This window comes from Salipaludibacillus sp. CF4.18 (assembly GCF_051262595.1).
Taxonomy (GTDB): domain Bacteria; phylum Bacillota; class Bacilli; order Bacillales; family Salisediminibacteriaceae; genus Salipaludibacillus; species Salipaludibacillus neizhouensis.
In genome coordinates this window covers 109978-125410 of the sequence record NZ_JBIMEV010000002.1, presented here as the reverse complement: position 1 = coordinate 125410, position 15433 = coordinate 109978, and the positions used below count along the sequence as shown (strand labels likewise).

At 36.3% G+C, this 15433-nt stretch carries 18 protein-coding genes; 5 read left to right on the top strand and 13 right to left on the bottom strand.

The annotated features are described in order from the left end of the window. Positions 1-29: 29 nt before the first annotated feature. The 4 genes from ACHABW_RS02430 to ACHABW_RS02415 all read right to left on the bottom strand — a co-directional run bounded on the left by ACHABW_RS02430 (position 30) and on the right by ACHABW_RS02415 (position 2707). A complete protein-coding gene (locus ACHABW_RS02430) occupies positions 30-599 on the bottom strand; it encodes a hypothetical protein (protein ID WP_435753877.1) in 570 nt (189 codons plus the stop codon). A gap of 307 nt (positions 600-906) precedes the next feature. Then, on the bottom strand, positions 907-1887 hold the full coding sequence (locus tag ACHABW_RS02425) for an ROK family glucokinase (protein ID WP_435753876.1): 981 nt from the start codon (positions 1885-1887) through the stop codon (positions 907-909). Between the two features lie 79 nt (positions 1888-1966). Further along, positions 1967-2146 (bottom strand): YqgQ family protein, encoded by a 180-nt coding sequence (locus ACHABW_RS02420; protein WP_110936626.1) that lies wholly within the window; start codon positions 2144-2146, stop codon positions 1967-1969. 48 nt (positions 2147-2194) lie between these two features. After that, positions 2195-2707 (bottom strand): hypothetical protein, encoded by a 513-nt coding sequence (locus ACHABW_RS02415; protein ID WP_435753875.1) that lies wholly within the window; start codon positions 2705-2707, stop codon positions 2195-2197. A 148-nt stretch (positions 2708-2855) separates the two neighbouring features. On the opposite strand from ACHABW_RS02415, the gene ACHABW_RS02410 reads away from it, so the two are divergent. Beyond that, positions 2856-3248 (top strand): YueI family protein, encoded by a 393-nt coding sequence (locus ACHABW_RS02410; protein WP_110936628.1) that lies wholly within the window; start codon positions 2856-2858, stop codon positions 3246-3248. Between the two features lie 38 nt (positions 3249-3286). On the opposite strand, the gene ACHABW_RS02405 is transcribed toward ACHABW_RS02410, so the two are convergent. After that, positions 3287-4744 (bottom strand): spore germination protein, encoded by a 1458-nt coding sequence (locus tag ACHABW_RS02405; protein WP_435753874.1) that lies wholly within the window; start codon positions 4742-4744, stop codon positions 3287-3289. Between the two features lie 149 nt (positions 4745-4893). Between ACHABW_RS02405 and ACHABW_RS02400 the strand changes: the two genes are divergently transcribed. Further along, positions 4894-5796 carry a hypothetical protein gene (locus ACHABW_RS02400; RefSeq protein WP_435753873.1) on the top strand — a complete coding sequence of 301 codons (903 nt, stop codon included), beginning with the start codon at positions 4894-4896 and terminating at the stop codon, positions 5794-5796. Positions 5797-5973: 177 nt separating this feature from the next. On the opposite strand, the gene ACHABW_RS02395 is transcribed toward ACHABW_RS02400, so the two are convergent. The 6 genes from ACHABW_RS02395 to ACHABW_RS02370 form a co-directional block, all read right to left on the bottom strand. Beyond that, positions 5974-7551 (bottom strand): rhomboid family intramembrane serine protease, encoded by a 1578-nt coding sequence (locus ACHABW_RS02395; protein WP_435753872.1) that lies wholly within the window; start codon positions 7549-7551, stop codon positions 5974-5976. Between the two features lie 16 nt (positions 7552-7567). Beyond that, on the bottom strand, positions 7568-8299 hold the full coding sequence (locus ACHABW_RS02390; protein ID WP_435753871.1) for an HAD family hydrolase: 732 nt from the start codon (positions 8297-8299) through the stop codon (positions 7568-7570). Positions 8300-8683: 384 nt separating this feature from the next. Continuing rightward, complete coding sequence (locus ACHABW_RS02385) at positions 8684-9640, bottom strand: L-lactate dehydrogenase (protein WP_435753870.1); 957 nt, start codon at positions 9638-9640, stop codon at positions 8684-8686. Positions 9641-9715: 75 nt separating this feature from the next. Continuing rightward, on the bottom strand, positions 9716-10738 hold the full coding sequence (locus ACHABW_RS02380) for a ThiF family adenylyltransferase (protein WP_435753869.1): 1023 nt from the start codon (positions 10736-10738) through the stop codon (positions 9716-9718). A 27-nt stretch (positions 10739-10765) separates the two neighbouring features. Then, a complete protein-coding gene (locus ACHABW_RS02375) occupies positions 10766-11596 on the bottom strand; it encodes a DUF92 domain-containing protein (protein ID WP_435753868.1) in 831 nt (276 codons plus the stop codon). Between the two features lie 99 nt (positions 11597-11695). Beyond that, positions 11696-12271, bottom strand: a complete 576-nt coding sequence (locus tag ACHABW_RS02370; protein ID WP_435753867.1) for a 5-formyltetrahydrofolate cyclo-ligase — start codon at positions 12269-12271, stop codon at positions 11696-11698. A 247-nt stretch (positions 12272-12518) separates the two neighbouring features. On the opposite strand from ACHABW_RS02370, the gene ACHABW_RS02365 reads away from it, so the two are divergent. Further along, positions 12519-12680, top strand: coding sequence for a hypothetical protein (locus ACHABW_RS02365; protein ID WP_435753866.1), 162 nt, complete (start codon positions 12519-12521; stop codon positions 12678-12680). A 340-nt stretch (positions 12681-13020) separates the two neighbouring features. On the opposite strand, the gene rpmG is transcribed toward ACHABW_RS02365, so the two are convergent. Beyond that, positions 13021-13170, bottom strand: a complete 150-nt coding sequence (gene rpmG, locus ACHABW_RS02360; RefSeq protein ID WP_110936638.1) for a 50S ribosomal protein L33 — start codon at positions 13168-13170, stop codon at positions 13021-13023. 385 nt (positions 13171-13555) lie between these two features. Then, the gene (locus ACHABW_RS02355) at positions 13556-14152 is read right to left on the bottom strand and encodes a hypothetical protein (protein ID WP_147421958.1); all 597 of its coding nucleotides are present in this window, start codon (positions 14150-14152) and stop codon (positions 13556-13558) included. 199 nt (positions 14153-14351) lie between these two features. Between ACHABW_RS02355 and ACHABW_RS02350 the strand changes: the two genes are divergently transcribed. Together ACHABW_RS02350 and ACHABW_RS02345 are read left to right on the top strand one after the other, a co-directional pair. Further along, positions 14352-14693, top strand: a complete 342-nt coding sequence (locus ACHABW_RS02350) for a hypothetical protein (protein ID WP_435753865.1) — start codon at positions 14352-14354, stop codon at positions 14691-14693. A gap of 27 nt (positions 14694-14720) precedes the next feature. Continuing rightward, positions 14721-15281: a hypothetical protein gene (locus ACHABW_RS02345; protein WP_435753864.1), complete on the top strand. Its 561-nt coding sequence runs from the start codon at positions 14721-14723 to the stop codon at positions 15279-15281. The last annotated feature ends 152 nt before the right edge of the window (positions 15282-15433 follow it).

The window sequence follows — 15433 nt, the reverse complement described above, 5'->3', positions numbered from 1 at the left end:
AAATGAGACTCCCTTCGTAAAGCCACATTTTATAAATTACCTATTACCGACCAGTAGCTTTGTATTTGCTCATCTATAAAACGATCTTCCATGTTTTTGCCATTATCTTCGTTAATCGTATGTTCCTCCCATGTATGGTAGTACCTCCACCGTAACTCAGTTGCTACACTTACATATTCAGGGAAGTGTAAAGTAACTTGCCCGGACGGACCTAAAATTTGTTCGTCTTGCATTTCATTTGGAATGGGTATAACAATTCCTTTATCAGATAAAAAAAACTCGGTACTTTCGTAAACAATTTGATTACCTTGCCATAAACTAACTTCAATTCTTTCTATGACAGAGTTCAAGTTTTTTTCTCCTTCACTTAAAAACAATTCAATATAATCGTTTCCTTGAATTCCTTCTTCAGGAAAGTCTCCCCATTGCCAGTTAACCTCAACTGTATTTTCATTCATTTCAGTTGCTGTTATAGTGATTAATTGTTGTAAATCTTCATTTGTAATACTTTCCTTTTGAGAAATGCTCATATAACCAAACAAAAAAAGACCAATCATCACGACAACAGGCAGGATAATTACAATTGCATTCCCTTTCATGTTTAAACTTCCTTTCTTGATCTCCTAAAATGATAAGTTACGTAAGAGTTATTTAACACTTAAGAATAACGCATAGCGTTTTTATTGTACGTAAATCTATTATAAATCCCCTCATCTGTCTAAGCAACTTCACGAAGTAGAGTATTCATTTAATTTTGATCTCACTTGCATATAATACTTTAAAATTCTTAACTCTCAAGTTAAAAAAGGTTGTGATACAAAGTGATTTTTAACTTTGTATCACAACCTCTTAATCAACCATTAACGAACTAATAGTTAGATGTTCTAAAGTTATTAATAATAAGATTTATATACTAATTTCGTGAGCACTTTTTTGTTTCGCAAGCCATGCCGCTCCAATTACTCCTGCATCATTTCCGAGCGTTGCAATCTTTATTGTGGTAGATTTTGCGATAAGTGGAATCGCATATTTATCAAAGGACTGCCTTATGTAATTAACTAATAGTGTACCGGCTCTCGATACACCTCCACCAATCACAATTATTTCCGGATTAAGAGCATTTGCTAAATTAGCCATTGCAAACCCTAAATGTTCTGTCGAATCCCTCACGATACTTAGTGACAGCTCATCACCTTGATTTGCTCCATCAAACACATCTTTTGCAGAGACGTTTCTATGTTCATCTAAGATACGTTTTAAATATCCTTGAGGGTTTGTATGCACTGATTCCATTGCCAGCCTCGCAATACCTGTCGCAGAAGCGACCGTTTCCAGACAACCTGTTTTTCCACAATTGCAAGAAGCCCCGCCACTTTTTACTGAAGTGATATGACCAATCTCTCCAGCCATTCCTATTTCTCCATGAACAATCTCTCCGCCAGCAATAACGCCGCCTCCTACTCCTGTCCCGAGTGTAATTGCTAACAGATTATCTGCTCCGTTTCCAGCACCTTTCCACTTTTCCCCGGCGGCTGCGACATTCGCATCATTATCTATCACTGCTGGTAGTTGCAAACGATCTTCTAATTCCTTTTGAATAGGATAATTCTTCCATCCCAAGTTGACCGCCTCAATGATAACTCCATTTTCTACATCTATATAACCTGGCGCACCAACGCCAACAGCAAGAAGTTGACTTTTCTTAAATCCAAATTCCTTGGCCTGAGTTAAAATTGATTCAGAGACATCACGTAAAATATATTTCCCTGCCTCTTCACGAGCTGTTTTTATCTCCCACTTATGTTGAATTGTCCCTATTTCATCAATAAATGCCAACTTAACTGTTGTTCCACCAATGTCTACTCCCACGAATACATTTTTATTCATTTCAATCATCCTTTTTAACATTTTTACAAAGATAGTTCTTATTTATCGGACTATAAAAAAAGAAGTTGGCCAGGAGACCTTAATGTCTTTCTTTTCGAATAACTAATAAAGCCTTTATAAAGAAATCTTTCTCTATCATCCCAAGTCTGTTTAATTCTTTTATTTCTTCTTCCATTAAATCTAAATCTGCTTGGCGGTCTCCTGTGTAAATAAACGTCTGATACGTCTTCAAAAACTGCAGTAACTCAAAGTAGGTCATTACAAGATCTCCTTTTACCATGTCCAAACGTTATTTTCACTTTTCTTATTATACCAGTTTTAGAAATGCAAGGACGATAAAAAGAAAAATAGGAACGAAATGAATCAGTTTTAGAAAACGAAAATGAATGAGTAATTTATTCATAAGGATAAATCCAGCAAACATGCCTCCTGCAGCCCATGGAATAACCAATAACAAAAACCATGCTGAAAAGCCATATGCAGCAAATTCAATCCCTAAAAGAAGATAAAAAAGAGAAATGATAATCCAGTGTTGGTGTCCTTGGTAAGGAAAATAACCAAAGGATGGGTGATACGCCTTAAAGAAATAGACAATAACCAATAATACAAATAAAAACAAACTGATTTTCATAAAGAAAATTGGTAACCAGTAAAAAAACGCTGCTCCAATAATAATTCCAATTATTAAAGGTAAAATAGTAATAGTCAAAAGAAAAATATAAATAAAAGGAAAGGAAAGTCTTGCGTTTAAAGCAGGCATCGTCCCGATTGATAGCCCTGCAAGAAAAATACCTGTCATTACAATTAAAAAATTCATCATTCTGTAACACCTCCTCTGGAAAGGATATGAAAAGAAGATGAATTTAAGGACAAACAATTGAGTTGTTGAACAACCTTTCCGTTGGTATACTTACAACGACAGTAAATTAATTTTTTGTGATGATTTCTGACAGAAAGAGGGAAATAGAATGGCTAATGATAAATTAGATGAAATTTTAAAACAAGGTATTTACGGGAAACCTGAAATTCGACCCGAGGAACGCAAACTATTTCTAACTACAATTGCAGAAAGAATTTATCTTTATTTAACACATTCACAAGTGAGACATCAGGGATTCTATCCAGAAGCTGAAAAGATAATGAAAGAGAAAAAGAATGCTCATTTATATTTAAATGGTCGGTTGAGTTACCAGTTTTACAGTAATTATATTCAATTGGCAAATAAACACTCTATTCCTTTCACCATTATCAATGACGGTCACGATACACCAGTAGGAATTGTTCTAGCAGCTGATCATGCGATAAATCAAGAAAGTAATATGTTTATTGACGACGAGTTGTATCAAGATGATATGAAATAAGATCGGGCATTCGCCCGATCTTATTTTTTCTTTCTATTCTATCTATCAGGATCTGCTGGATGAATGGCTCTAGGTCGTCTATTCTTAAGTGGCATTGGTGCACGAAGTATAACGTCTCTGGCTCCCTTCCACTGAAAGGGAATAAATGGCCAAAAATAAGGCGTCTCAAATACACGCATTGATGTTAACAAGATCAAAAGCATGGCAATCCCAAATACAAATCCAGGAACATTAAAGACAGACACAATAATCAATAGCAATACTCGTACTAAGCGATTCGCCAATCCCATTTCATAACTTGGCGTTGCAAAAGATCCTATAACGGCTACCGCTAAATATAAGACTACTTCATATGAAAACAGCCCAACCTCTATAGCAACCTCTCCAATTAGTATTGCTGCAACTAGTCCAAGCGCTGTTGCCAGGGCTGAAGGGGTGTGTATGGCAGCCATTCTTAACATTTCAATTCCCGCTTCTGCTATCAAAAACTGGATGATTAAAGGTAACCTTCCAGCATCCTCTATTCCGATGTAGTCCAGTTGTGCAGGAAGAAGGTCGGGATTTTTAGCTAATAAAAACCATAACGGCAGCAGGAAAATAGAAACCCACACCGCCAGAAACCTTACTAGCCTTAACGCACTTCCTATTACCGGCTTTTGTCGGTACTCTTCAGCATGCTGCAGGTGATGCCAGTATGTGGTTGGCGTTATAATCACACTAGGTGAGCCATCTACAACGATAAGTACATGGCCTTCAAACAGATGACTCGCTGCAACATCCGGCCTTTCCGTATAACGTACAAGGGGATATGGATTCATGTGCTGCCCAAAGATAAACTCCTCTAACGTTTTGTCCCCCATTGGTAAGCCATCGGTCTCTATTTTTTCCAAGGCAGTGCGTATGTATTTAACAAGTTTCGCATCCGCCAGGTCTTCCATATAAGTGATACACATATCTGTATGCGATCTGACACCTACACGTATATATTCATTGCGTAAGGATTTATCTCTAACTCTTCTTCTAATAAGACCCGTATTAAAAACAACCGTTTCAACGAATCCATCTCGCGCCCCTCGAATCACTTGCTCCGTGTCAGGCTCTTCTGGTCCTCTAATAGGATATTCCCTTGTATCTATTAAGATTACTTCACTAAACCCGTCTACAACCAAAGCTGCTGGACCTGCAAGTACTTGAATGACAATTTCATTCAAATCTGTTTCTGTGTCCAATTCAATATAGGGAATTTTCGCCTTCACCAAAGTTTTTACGACATCGCCTGTAAGATCTTCCGCTTTTAATCTACTCAATTCACGCTGAATTTGAGTTAATGACATATCCTTAGCAAAAGCATCTACTACAAAAATCGCCATACGTAATCCATGAAATTCAAGTTCCAGAAGAATTAAATCAAAACTTTTATCAACCGCAAGCTGTTCTTTTAAATAAGCAACGTTCTTATCATAACTGCGAAAAGCTAGTTTTTTATCTAACGTCATGACTATCTTCACCTCCTAAACAATAGCTTCACCTACTTTATTCCACATCATGCAAGAACTATCGCAACAATTATCTAATCTTTGAAGCATAATTATTGCTATGTTTTCATAATAAAAAGTAGGTGGACTTGTCTTAGAGGAGGGATAGAATGATAAAAAAAATAAATAGGCATTTTTATAAGATTGTATTTATTTCATTTGGAATCGCACTGCTTCTCATTTCCCTTCCTGCCTTTTCAAGTTGGACACAAAACAAAGAAGCATTTATTTTCTTTCCGGAAGACGAAACTGTCTTTTTTAAACATGCAAAGTCATCTATTGAGTTGTTGAATAAGAAGGATGATGATGAATATGTACTGAACATCGCATTTGCATCGGAAACGAATAAACCCGCATTCCTGCGAAAAGATATGTCCCTTTTGTTTGAAAATGGAACATTTGTTCATGCCATGAAACAATCGTTAAAGGATCAGTTGTTTATCGAAGAGGTAGGGACATATGATGGGGAAGACAGTGGAAGATTTGACTCAATCACTTTTCATCATGCAGAGACTCATTATTCAAACGAACAAATAAACAGTAAGTACACGTGGAGTTCAGATCGATTATATGTCGAGGATTCCCCTTTCTCATTGCTTCATTCCTTTCATGAACCGGCTGACAAAAATGATGAGAAGGACAAAGAAATATTGGATAGTATTTTAACACAACAGCTTACTTATGAATTAGAAGGATTATTAGAAGAGTTTCAAATTAATGGTGATTATTATCGTGCTTTTACACTTCTTGACTTGCCTCAATATAAGGAGGTTGCTTTGCCAGGTCTTACGGAAAAAGAAACATACGCAACGCTGGGACAAATATGGGAAAATTTATACCGCTACTATGTATTAGGAATAAACACGTTCACAGAAGAGACTTACTCTCCTATAGGAAATAGTATTCCTCATATTTTACTTCATAAAGACGGAACTCACCTTCTGCTGCTTTATGAAACTAATGATGGGACGAAACAGCAATTGCTGCAATTGATTCAAAAATTAGACAGCTAAGAAAAACAGCATAGCCGTCTTTTGTTAAATACAGCGTCAGCTTCCACCGCCCCGAGTAGCACCTACGTAGTGCGTGTAGGTGCTACTCGAACGGAGGGTGGGTTTCCCTTGATACTTGCGGTGAGAAGGTAGCTTCTAATTTTATAAATTCTTATCTTGTGAAAAACGCAGGATGAATTAAAGTAATTGCTTTAATTCATCCTGCAGGTTCTGGTAATCTTCATTGTCTGGATTTAACTCCACTGCTTTCTCAACCATTTCTATTGCCTCATTTATTTGCTCGTTTTCAGAATAGACTAGTGCTAAATTATAGTAGGCTTCATGGAAAGTCGGTATGAGTTCAATTGCAAGAAGAAGTTGTTTCTCAGCGTTTTCATAATCGTCCAATTTAATCATAACGTATGATAATAAGAAATGCCCGTTCGCCTCTGATTCCTTATCCGCTTGATTCTCATTTGACACCCCCATCTCCAAGTATGGAAGTGCCTTTTCGTAATTTTCTGCTTCAATATATTCCTGTCCCACCTGGTAATATATCATAGATATTTGTTCAGAATCCGTCTCCTGTTGGTATCCAATCAATAGAAGTATTGTTGCAGTTATTACTGTCCCCACTAATGATATCGCTTGAAAAATACTTTTCTTATGCTTGGGAAGTCCTACAATTGCAGAAGCTAAAAATCCGCCAATCAGACCTCCAATATGAGCACCATTATCTACCATCGGAACAAGAAATCCGAATCCTAAATTTATGATCAATATAACAATCACATTCATACCCATTGTTCGAAAAAACAATCGTTTATGATTTACACCGAAATACAGCAACGCCCCAAAACAACCAAAAATTGCACCACTGGCTCCTGCTGACACATTATCGTTAAACATAAAACTTGACGCAGAACCTATAAACCCTGCTATAAAATAAATAATCACAAACCGTCCCGTACCAAAAATTCGTTCTACAGCGCTCCCGAGATAAAAAAGTGCAAGTGAATTCATAAATAAGTGCAAAAAACCGATATGTAAAAACATGGCACTAAATAAACGCCACCATTCTCCTTCAAGAATCAAAGGATCAAATTTCGCACCAAACTCAATAAGTGTTACTGTACTGGTTGTGGATCCCTGCATTTCGACAAAGGCAAAAATAGCTAAAATGATTCCTAAAAGCAAAAACGTAAAAAGCGGTTTCCCATGAAGAAATAAATTCCTTTCTTCTTCCTCTCTGTTTTTTAAAGACTGCTTTACTGATTGCTTGAGTGATACTAATAACTCATCTTGTCTGTCTTCATCTATATAATCCAAATTTATGTAACGAGGCATCTCACTTAGCTCCCATTCGGTTGCGAGAGGGACCATTTTATCCTGTAATTCATTGATCGGAACAAGGATCGTTCGAAATTGATTTTTGCCCCCTGGTGTTAAAGGCAATGCCTTTTTTACAATGCCCTCATAATCATCCACAGGAGTATGAATCGACAGAATAACATTTACCACATTTGCTTGCCGAAGATTAAGTTTTTTGCTTATCTCTTTGGAGTACTCAAATGTTCTGGCAATACTTCGCCTTAAATGATTACTCCAGTCAAAATCTCTTTGGGTTAATTTAATAATCCGATAAGGCTTTTTACGCTCATCTTCCAACCATACTTCTTCGTTATTGTTACTTATGTAGACAACCCTCATCCCTTCTCGATTAACAAGATGATGAATGGTTTCCCAAAATCGAATAGAGAGTTCATTTCTGTCCATTTCAAGCCCTCCTCTCTTAAAACATGTTCATGATTTCTCGCTTGCATTCTTCCATTGTTTTAACTTCCGCATACGGATGGACATCCTTACACGAAACTTCCTCCCTGGAATTTAGATAGATGACTTCCCAGCCAGCCTTTTTTGCGCCTATCACATCATGATCCCAGGAATCACCAATAAACAGCATTTCTTCTGCTGTTAATCCTAGCTTTTTTTCTGCTATTCGAAAGATTTCTCTAGCTGGTTTAGAATATCCTACTTCTTCTGAAACAATGATATTGTCAGAGGGGATCCATTTACTCGCTCCGATTTTCTCCACTTTTTTATATTGTGTATCTGTAGTGCCATTAGTGATAATGGCCATTGGTATTCCTTTCTTATCAATATACGACAATAATTCATGCAGCCCCGTAAATGGTTCACTGTATTCATCTACAATATTATAGTAATATGCATGAAATTCATCCGCTAACTCATCACCATATGGCAACTTTAAAAATTTCATCGATTCATTAAACCTTAAACGTCGATATTCATCCCCACTAACTTCTTTTTTTTCGAATTTCCCCCAAAAACTATCGCTGTTTTGTTTGAAGACAGGAAAAAATTGTTGATAAGGAACATGCTCTTTTTTTAGGACATGTTTACCCAAGTATGTTAAATAGCACTCTTCTATTGCTTGTTTAAATGCTTTTTCATGACTAAATAATGTATTATCTAAATCAAACGCGATTCCTTTCCATTTCATGCAAACTTCACCTCTGACTATATGATATCAAAATGCTGTGCGAACCTATATTATCTTATATTTCCCTCTCCATATTTATGCAAACAAAAAACCCCAGTTGCCTGGGATTCAATGTAAGGTCTGAAACATCATTTTTTCTCGAACAAATGGAATACGCATCATCCAAGAGACGGCTAATACTCGTAACCAACGCCTTTTCAGAAACATATTTAAAACTCTATACCTTTTCTTCCATAATACATATACTAACAGTGCTACTATCATGCTTCCAACAAACCTCATGCTGCAATCACACTCCTTTAACACATAGCGTGATTCAAAAGCACTTATTTTATCCGAAGAACCACCTGAATAAAAAATTAATTTACTGTCATCGTAAACTTTTTATGGATTACGTATTACTTTTATGGCATCTTGTAAAACCTTCGCAGAATGCTGCAACTGTTTCTGTTCTTCCTCGTTCAAGTCTATCTCCACGATACGTTCGATTCCTTGGTTACTTACAATAGCAGGAACGCCAATATAAAGATCATTTAACCCATATTCTCCTTGCATTAAGGTTGAAATCGTCAAAATAGAACGCTCATTACGAAGAATAGCTTTTGTTAATCGCGCTAAACCCATCGCAATAGCATAATGTGTAGCACCCTTCCGCTCGATTATATGATAAGCAGCATCGCGGACATTTATAAATATTTCATCTAAGTCTTGTTGTGTTCCCGCTTGTTTGTATTTTGACATATATCTCTCAATCGGCTCTGAACCGATTCTAGTTTGACTCCAGACTGGTAATTCCGTGTCTCCGTGCTCACCGATGATATAGCCATGAATATTTCTAAAATCTAATTGAAAATATTCGCTTAACAGAAATCGAAATCGTGCAGTGTCTAAAATTGTTCCAGACCCGATTACCCGTTCCATTGGCAGCCCTGAAAATTTCCAGGTTGCATACGCCAACACATCAACAGGGTTAGTGGCTACAATAAAAATACCATTAAAACCACTGCTCATCACCGATGCAACGATTGTTTTGAATATAGCAACGTTCTTCTCAATTAAATCTAATCTCGTTTCACCGGGTTTTTGGTTTGCTCCAGCTGTAATAACTACAATATCAGCATCCTTACAGTCACTGTAATCTCCTGCCCAAATAGTTGTTGGTGCACCAAAGGGAATTCCATGATTTAAATCCATTGCGTCGCCCTCTGTTTTATTCTTATTTAAATCAATTAAAACCATTTCATCGGTAATATTTTGATTGATAAGGGAAAATGCATAGCTAGATCCTACCAATCCTGTCCCAATAACAACTACTTTTGACGTCTTACTTGCTGAAATCATCTTTAACCTCCATTACAGTCTTAGTCTCTTATAAAAAACGTACACTACTTCTAATCAATTCGCAAGATGGTTTTATCACATTCCAATGTATTTAGTAAAAAGGGAAATGGCTCTGGTAGTGTCTTCTGTCCCTTGAACAAGCGTTCTTCCGTCTGGAAATAACACTAAAGTTTCGCCTTCATAAAGTTCGGCTCTTAGTAAAAACGGCGTCTTTTTAAGTTTCTTCGAGGATCCTCTCAGTATTCCTTCCCACTCGTTCAAATCAAATCCAGGGGAATGATTAATTTGTACGGTTTCACGACCACATAAAGTCGTTATATTATCCTCATTTCTAACATCTAGACTAGGAAATGTCTTTAACTGGCAAGTTGGACAATTTACTTTAGCTTTGCCCATTTTCATCGTGAATTCGTTATTTTTCCATATATCAAACGTTGTCAATACTTGAGCAACTTGATCATCGTTTCCTGATAGTAATTTTAAGCAAGCCAGTGCCTGCAGGCTTGCAACGATATCAACTACCGGAGAAAGAACGCCTATCGTATCACAAGTTTGTCCTGCCGTGTCATTTGTGGGGAACATGCATCGTAAACAGGCTGTTTTGCCAGGAATAAAAACAGCACCCATCCCCCGTGAACTTACTGCTCCGCCATATATAAACGGTATTCCTTTTTTATACGCAACGTCGTTCATCAAGTATCTTGTTTGAAAGTTATCGGTGCCGTCGATGATAACATCAACACCTTTCGTATAATCCTCGATATTGTCAGTAGAAACATCGGACACATATCCTTCTATCTTTATAGAACTATTTAGCTTTTTAAGTTTCTTTTCTGCGGCAACAGCTTTTGGTAAATAGTTTTCAACATCTTCCTCATCAAACAACATTTGACGTTGGAGATTGCTAAGTTCCACATAATCCCGATCACAAAAAATGAGGTGGCCGACCCCTGAACGTGCAAGATGATTGGCAACAACTGTTCCTAAAGCTCCCATCCCAACTATAAGGACTTTGGAATCGCCTAGTTTTATTTGACCTTCTTCACCGATAGGCTTAAATAGGACTTGCCTAGAATACCTTTCCCAAGAAGCTTCCATACAACGACCTCCTAGATTCATTAATCTTTATAAAAAATAAATGTACCCAATGATTCCACCAATAACCGCACCTGACAGTGTACATAAATCATTCACACGATCATTTGTTATCCATGAGTAACCTTTTACTAAAATGGTGGCTTGATCGCAGTGTCTCCTTCTTTCTGTTAGTTCTCCACACGTTCTGCATTTATACAGCCCTTGGAACTTTGAACCAGCCATTGCGTCAATTACCTGACCTAAATAACCTGCAAAAATAAGGAATAGAGCTATCCACCATGGAAAGAAAAAGTCAACAATCATTCCCTGCATGCTAAAGGCGATGATAACAATAACTGTACTTCCCAGTAATGCAGCGAGGTTTCCTAAAGCAGTTGTTCCTCCTGATTGTCCAACCAAGACTTTCCTATTAGTAAAAAACATCCTCGGAGTTTGTTTACTCGTTTTACCGATAGTGGAGGCCCATGTATCACTTGTTGCGGCTGCTAATGAACCAATAAAGGCCGTAATAAGAAACGTTTCTTTTGTGATTAAAAACAAAAGAGCTAGAATTGCTGACACACCACCGTTTGCAAATACTTGAGAAGCACCTCGAGTCTCCCCCTTTTCCTCAAAGGGTATTGAATTTCTGCCCGTATTTTGTCGACCGTCAATTATTTTACCTAAGATTGTCGAAGTTAGAAAAAAGCTAGCTAACAATACTAATCCATACAAGGAAAGCCCCAACGAAATAATTGCCCCAATCAAAACACTTGCAAAAGCTCCGCTCCGATTTAGCGATTTCTTTTTATAAGAAATAATAGCAAGTAGAAATACACCGGTAATTAAAAAAAATTGGATAGTTTGGGAAGGTGGCAATACAAGTCACTTCCTTCGTAGTTTGGCTATGTATTAAAACATGTGTATTTGAAACCGTTTTAGGCGGCTGAGTACTTTTATAAAATTGAACCTCAGATGCTATAAATAAGTATCGTTGACGTTTGAGATCACTTTTGATGGTGTAACAATTTTATTAACCGGAATATCATGACTTTCAACTGGAAGTTTTCCTTTAATTTGGAAGTCAAAACAAATGGATACTGTATGGAATAAGTAATCTGCTAACATTCGGTCATAATATCCACCACCATGACCAATGCGGTAGCCCCTATCATCGAATACAATTCCGGGAACAATCATTAGATCAATATCCTTCATGTCTACATACTCACATTTATTTGGATCAGGTTCTTTTAAACCATAGAAGCTAGTTTTAAGCTGATTTACATTCTCTAAATAATAAAAGTCTAATTTTTTATCTTTTGGAGAGCAGCGTGGAACAGCTATTTTTTTTCCTTGTTTCCAAGCTTGTTTTATAAGTGGCATCGTATCTAATTCGACACCAACCGCTATTGTGACAGCAACTGTTTTACTGCTTTTCCAATCCACCAATTGATACAATTGTTTATATATCTCAGTCAATTCTTTTGTCCGTATTTCTGGACTATGTAATGAAAGTTCCTTTTTCGTATTCTCTCTTAAGTTTTCTTTCATAATAGGATCCGCTCCCTAGTTAAATAGTCATTTTCATCATCTCATTTTTTATTTAAAAAGTAAAAAATGAAAGAAATAAGTTTAATTTGTAGCTGGAGAATACCACTGGTTTCTTTTTGTGACATTTATCAAACAGCAAGATGGTTTCACCTTTAGATGTCATTTTGTTTTATAATGCGACATTTTCACCTTTATTTAAGTGTATTATTTAAATTGTCCTCCCCTTGTATGGAGGGAGGTGAAAACTATGGGTCTTAAAGATATAGAATTAGCAAGCTTTTCTAAGTATGAACTTGATTGCTTATTAAATAGCATCAAGACGTATTTAGCGAAAAATGATGGAAGTGGAAAACGTAATCTGAAAGATCTTTTATTTATGTTAGAAAAAGAGATCAGTAATCGAAACTAATTAAAAAATCTTGTTGATAAACAGATTTTTTAATTCTTTAGGCATTATTAGGGGAGGACTTTAATATATAAAATAACTGACTTTGACTCGAAACACCTTTTAGTAACTAATCACTTCTAGGAAAGTATTGGTTTATCTTTTTAACCTATAACTCAAAGGATCTACTAGGTCTTTTGAATCCTGAATACATAATTACCTAAGGTTAGTATCCTTTATATTCCCCTCACTTTCACCTATCCTATGGACAATTATTTCAGTACATCTCTTAAGCAATTACAAAGTAAAAGAGCGACTATAAATCCTCTTGTGGGAGGTTTATAAGTCGCTCTTCCAATACTTATTACTTTGTTTCACGGTGAATCGTGTGACGCTGCAATCTAGGGCTGTATTTTTTGAATTCCATACGGTCCGGGTTTGTACGTTTATTTTTTGTCGTAATATAATTACGGTCGCCTGTCTCAGTGCAAGCTAAAGTTACTTGTACGCGCATATATTTCCCCTCCAAACTCTATTGTTACTCATACCTTAAAATAATAGCAGATTTTCGCAGCAGATTCAAGCTAATAAATTATTTTTTGTGTACTTAAAATATTAGTTCGAAAATATTGGCTTTATTACTTAAACTTGTTAGTCGGACAATTCTTGAACTTTCCGAGGAAAAACAATGCCACCTGAACCGACAGAGCTTTCGCCGCCCCCGATCAGTACCTATACAGTACGTGTGGCTTAAAGAGAGCTGTCAGCTCATACTTACCTAAAAACCTCCATAGAAATTAAGGCCTTAACTATTAAAAAATGTAAATAACGGAATATTCTTTTTAAACAAGTCATAGAATGGTGGTGGCTTCAACCATTCGAAAAACTATTTTTTGTGACTACTTAACCTTGTCCCCTAGTAATTGCTTGAATTCCTCGTGAGCAGATTCTAGATCATAAAGCTTTTCTCTCTTCACTGTCCAGTCGTAAAGAGAGACATTTTTATGAGGCTCGATTGTAATATCATAAACCATCCCCCAACCATAACTATGCTGGGATATCGGTGCATAAATCGTACTTCGGGATTTATCTTCTAGATATGCCTCCATGTCAATTTCATTCGTTTGATATTGTGAGGACCCTCCATTTGGACCAATTCCACTAACCAAATAATATTCTTGATCGTCACATACCATTATCGACTCATTATGAGGAGAATAATAAACAAACGGGACTGAAACGGAAGATTTCATATGGTATTGAATCATTAACTTCGCATGACAAATATCGCTTTTATCATTATAAATAACCAACTTATGCAACTGACTTTCTCCCGAGGATATTGGTAAATGAAACCACTTCATTCTTATTCCATTTTCTTCATTCTCTAAAAATTTTAACCCTTGTTGGGGAATAATAGATTGTTTTATGCCTTGATTTATTGTAAGTACGTATTCGTTATAAAAAGGGGCGAGACCTGATGTTGTTATTTCCATTCTGTTCATCTCCTTGTTCATTGTCTTTCTTCTCCTTCTATCGTACCTAGAATAATCCATTTCAACAAGAAGGTATTTTTGTTATTTTTTGTCACTATTTCTGCAGTATCACTAAAGAATAAATATAAAGAACCTAGGAACAAATCGTAATTTATGATATAAAATAATGGTAGCATTCTATTCACTAGGAGGAAAAATTATGGAATTAGTTATTATTGCATTATTAGGTGTGTCCGCTCTCTTATTTATCTTGTCTTTTTTTACTAAAGATCGCTATAAAGTAGTGGAAAAACAGCAAGAAAATATTTCGATTCAATTTATGCAAGAAATTTATCAATTAAAAAAGAAAGTAAAAGTTCTAGAAGAGGAATATATGCTTGAAGATGGCAGTAGCTCACCTAATAACAGTTTGAAAGAAAACACGAAGGTAATTAGCAGAGATGATGTGTTGGCTATGTATGAGGAAGGATACTCGATTGAGGAGATTGCTTCAATGAGTGAATACAACGCGGAGGACATCAAGGATCTATTGGAGAATTAATACATAGGATAGGAAGTGGAAAAGAATATGGCTTCTAAAGAAAACATACGCGGAGCAGCAGCTGGGTTATTCTTTGCTGGTGTTATTTTAGCCGGAATAAATTATCTTCAACCTACATCAAGTGACAGCGAACAAAATTCAGAAACACGTGTAAATGCAAATGATATTACAACTGAAGAGGCTTCATCTTTTTTGGAAGAAAAGGGTTTTTCAACAATACCAACTGAAGAATATGAGTTGCTCACTGAGCAACGAGACGACCTAACCGAAGAAATTAACTCACTGACAAGTCAACTAGAAGAACTCGAGCAATCTCAGGTTAATGAAGAAGAAAATAACCCAGAGGAAACAAGTACTGAAGCTTCTGACTCAGAAGTCATTTATAATAGTGTACTTTCGATCAGCTCTGGAATGACAACGCAAGAAATAAGCGAACAACTAGTATCTCTTAATATTATTGACGATGCTGAGGAATTTTCTAACGCGATATTTGACAGGCAGTTAGAACAACGTCTTCAAATAGGTGAATTTACCCTTGATAGTCAAATGAGTATTAATGAAATTGTCGAAAAAATTACTTCCTCATAAATTAGACTGTTTCTTATAAATCGATGTTTTAATTCGAATTTCACGAAAATATTCTAAGAAAAACGCGTAGCGTCTTTTATTAAATAAAAACAGGCGTATGATCAAGGATAATTCCCCCTTGTCATACGCCTGTTCCCTTTATAAGTTAGTCT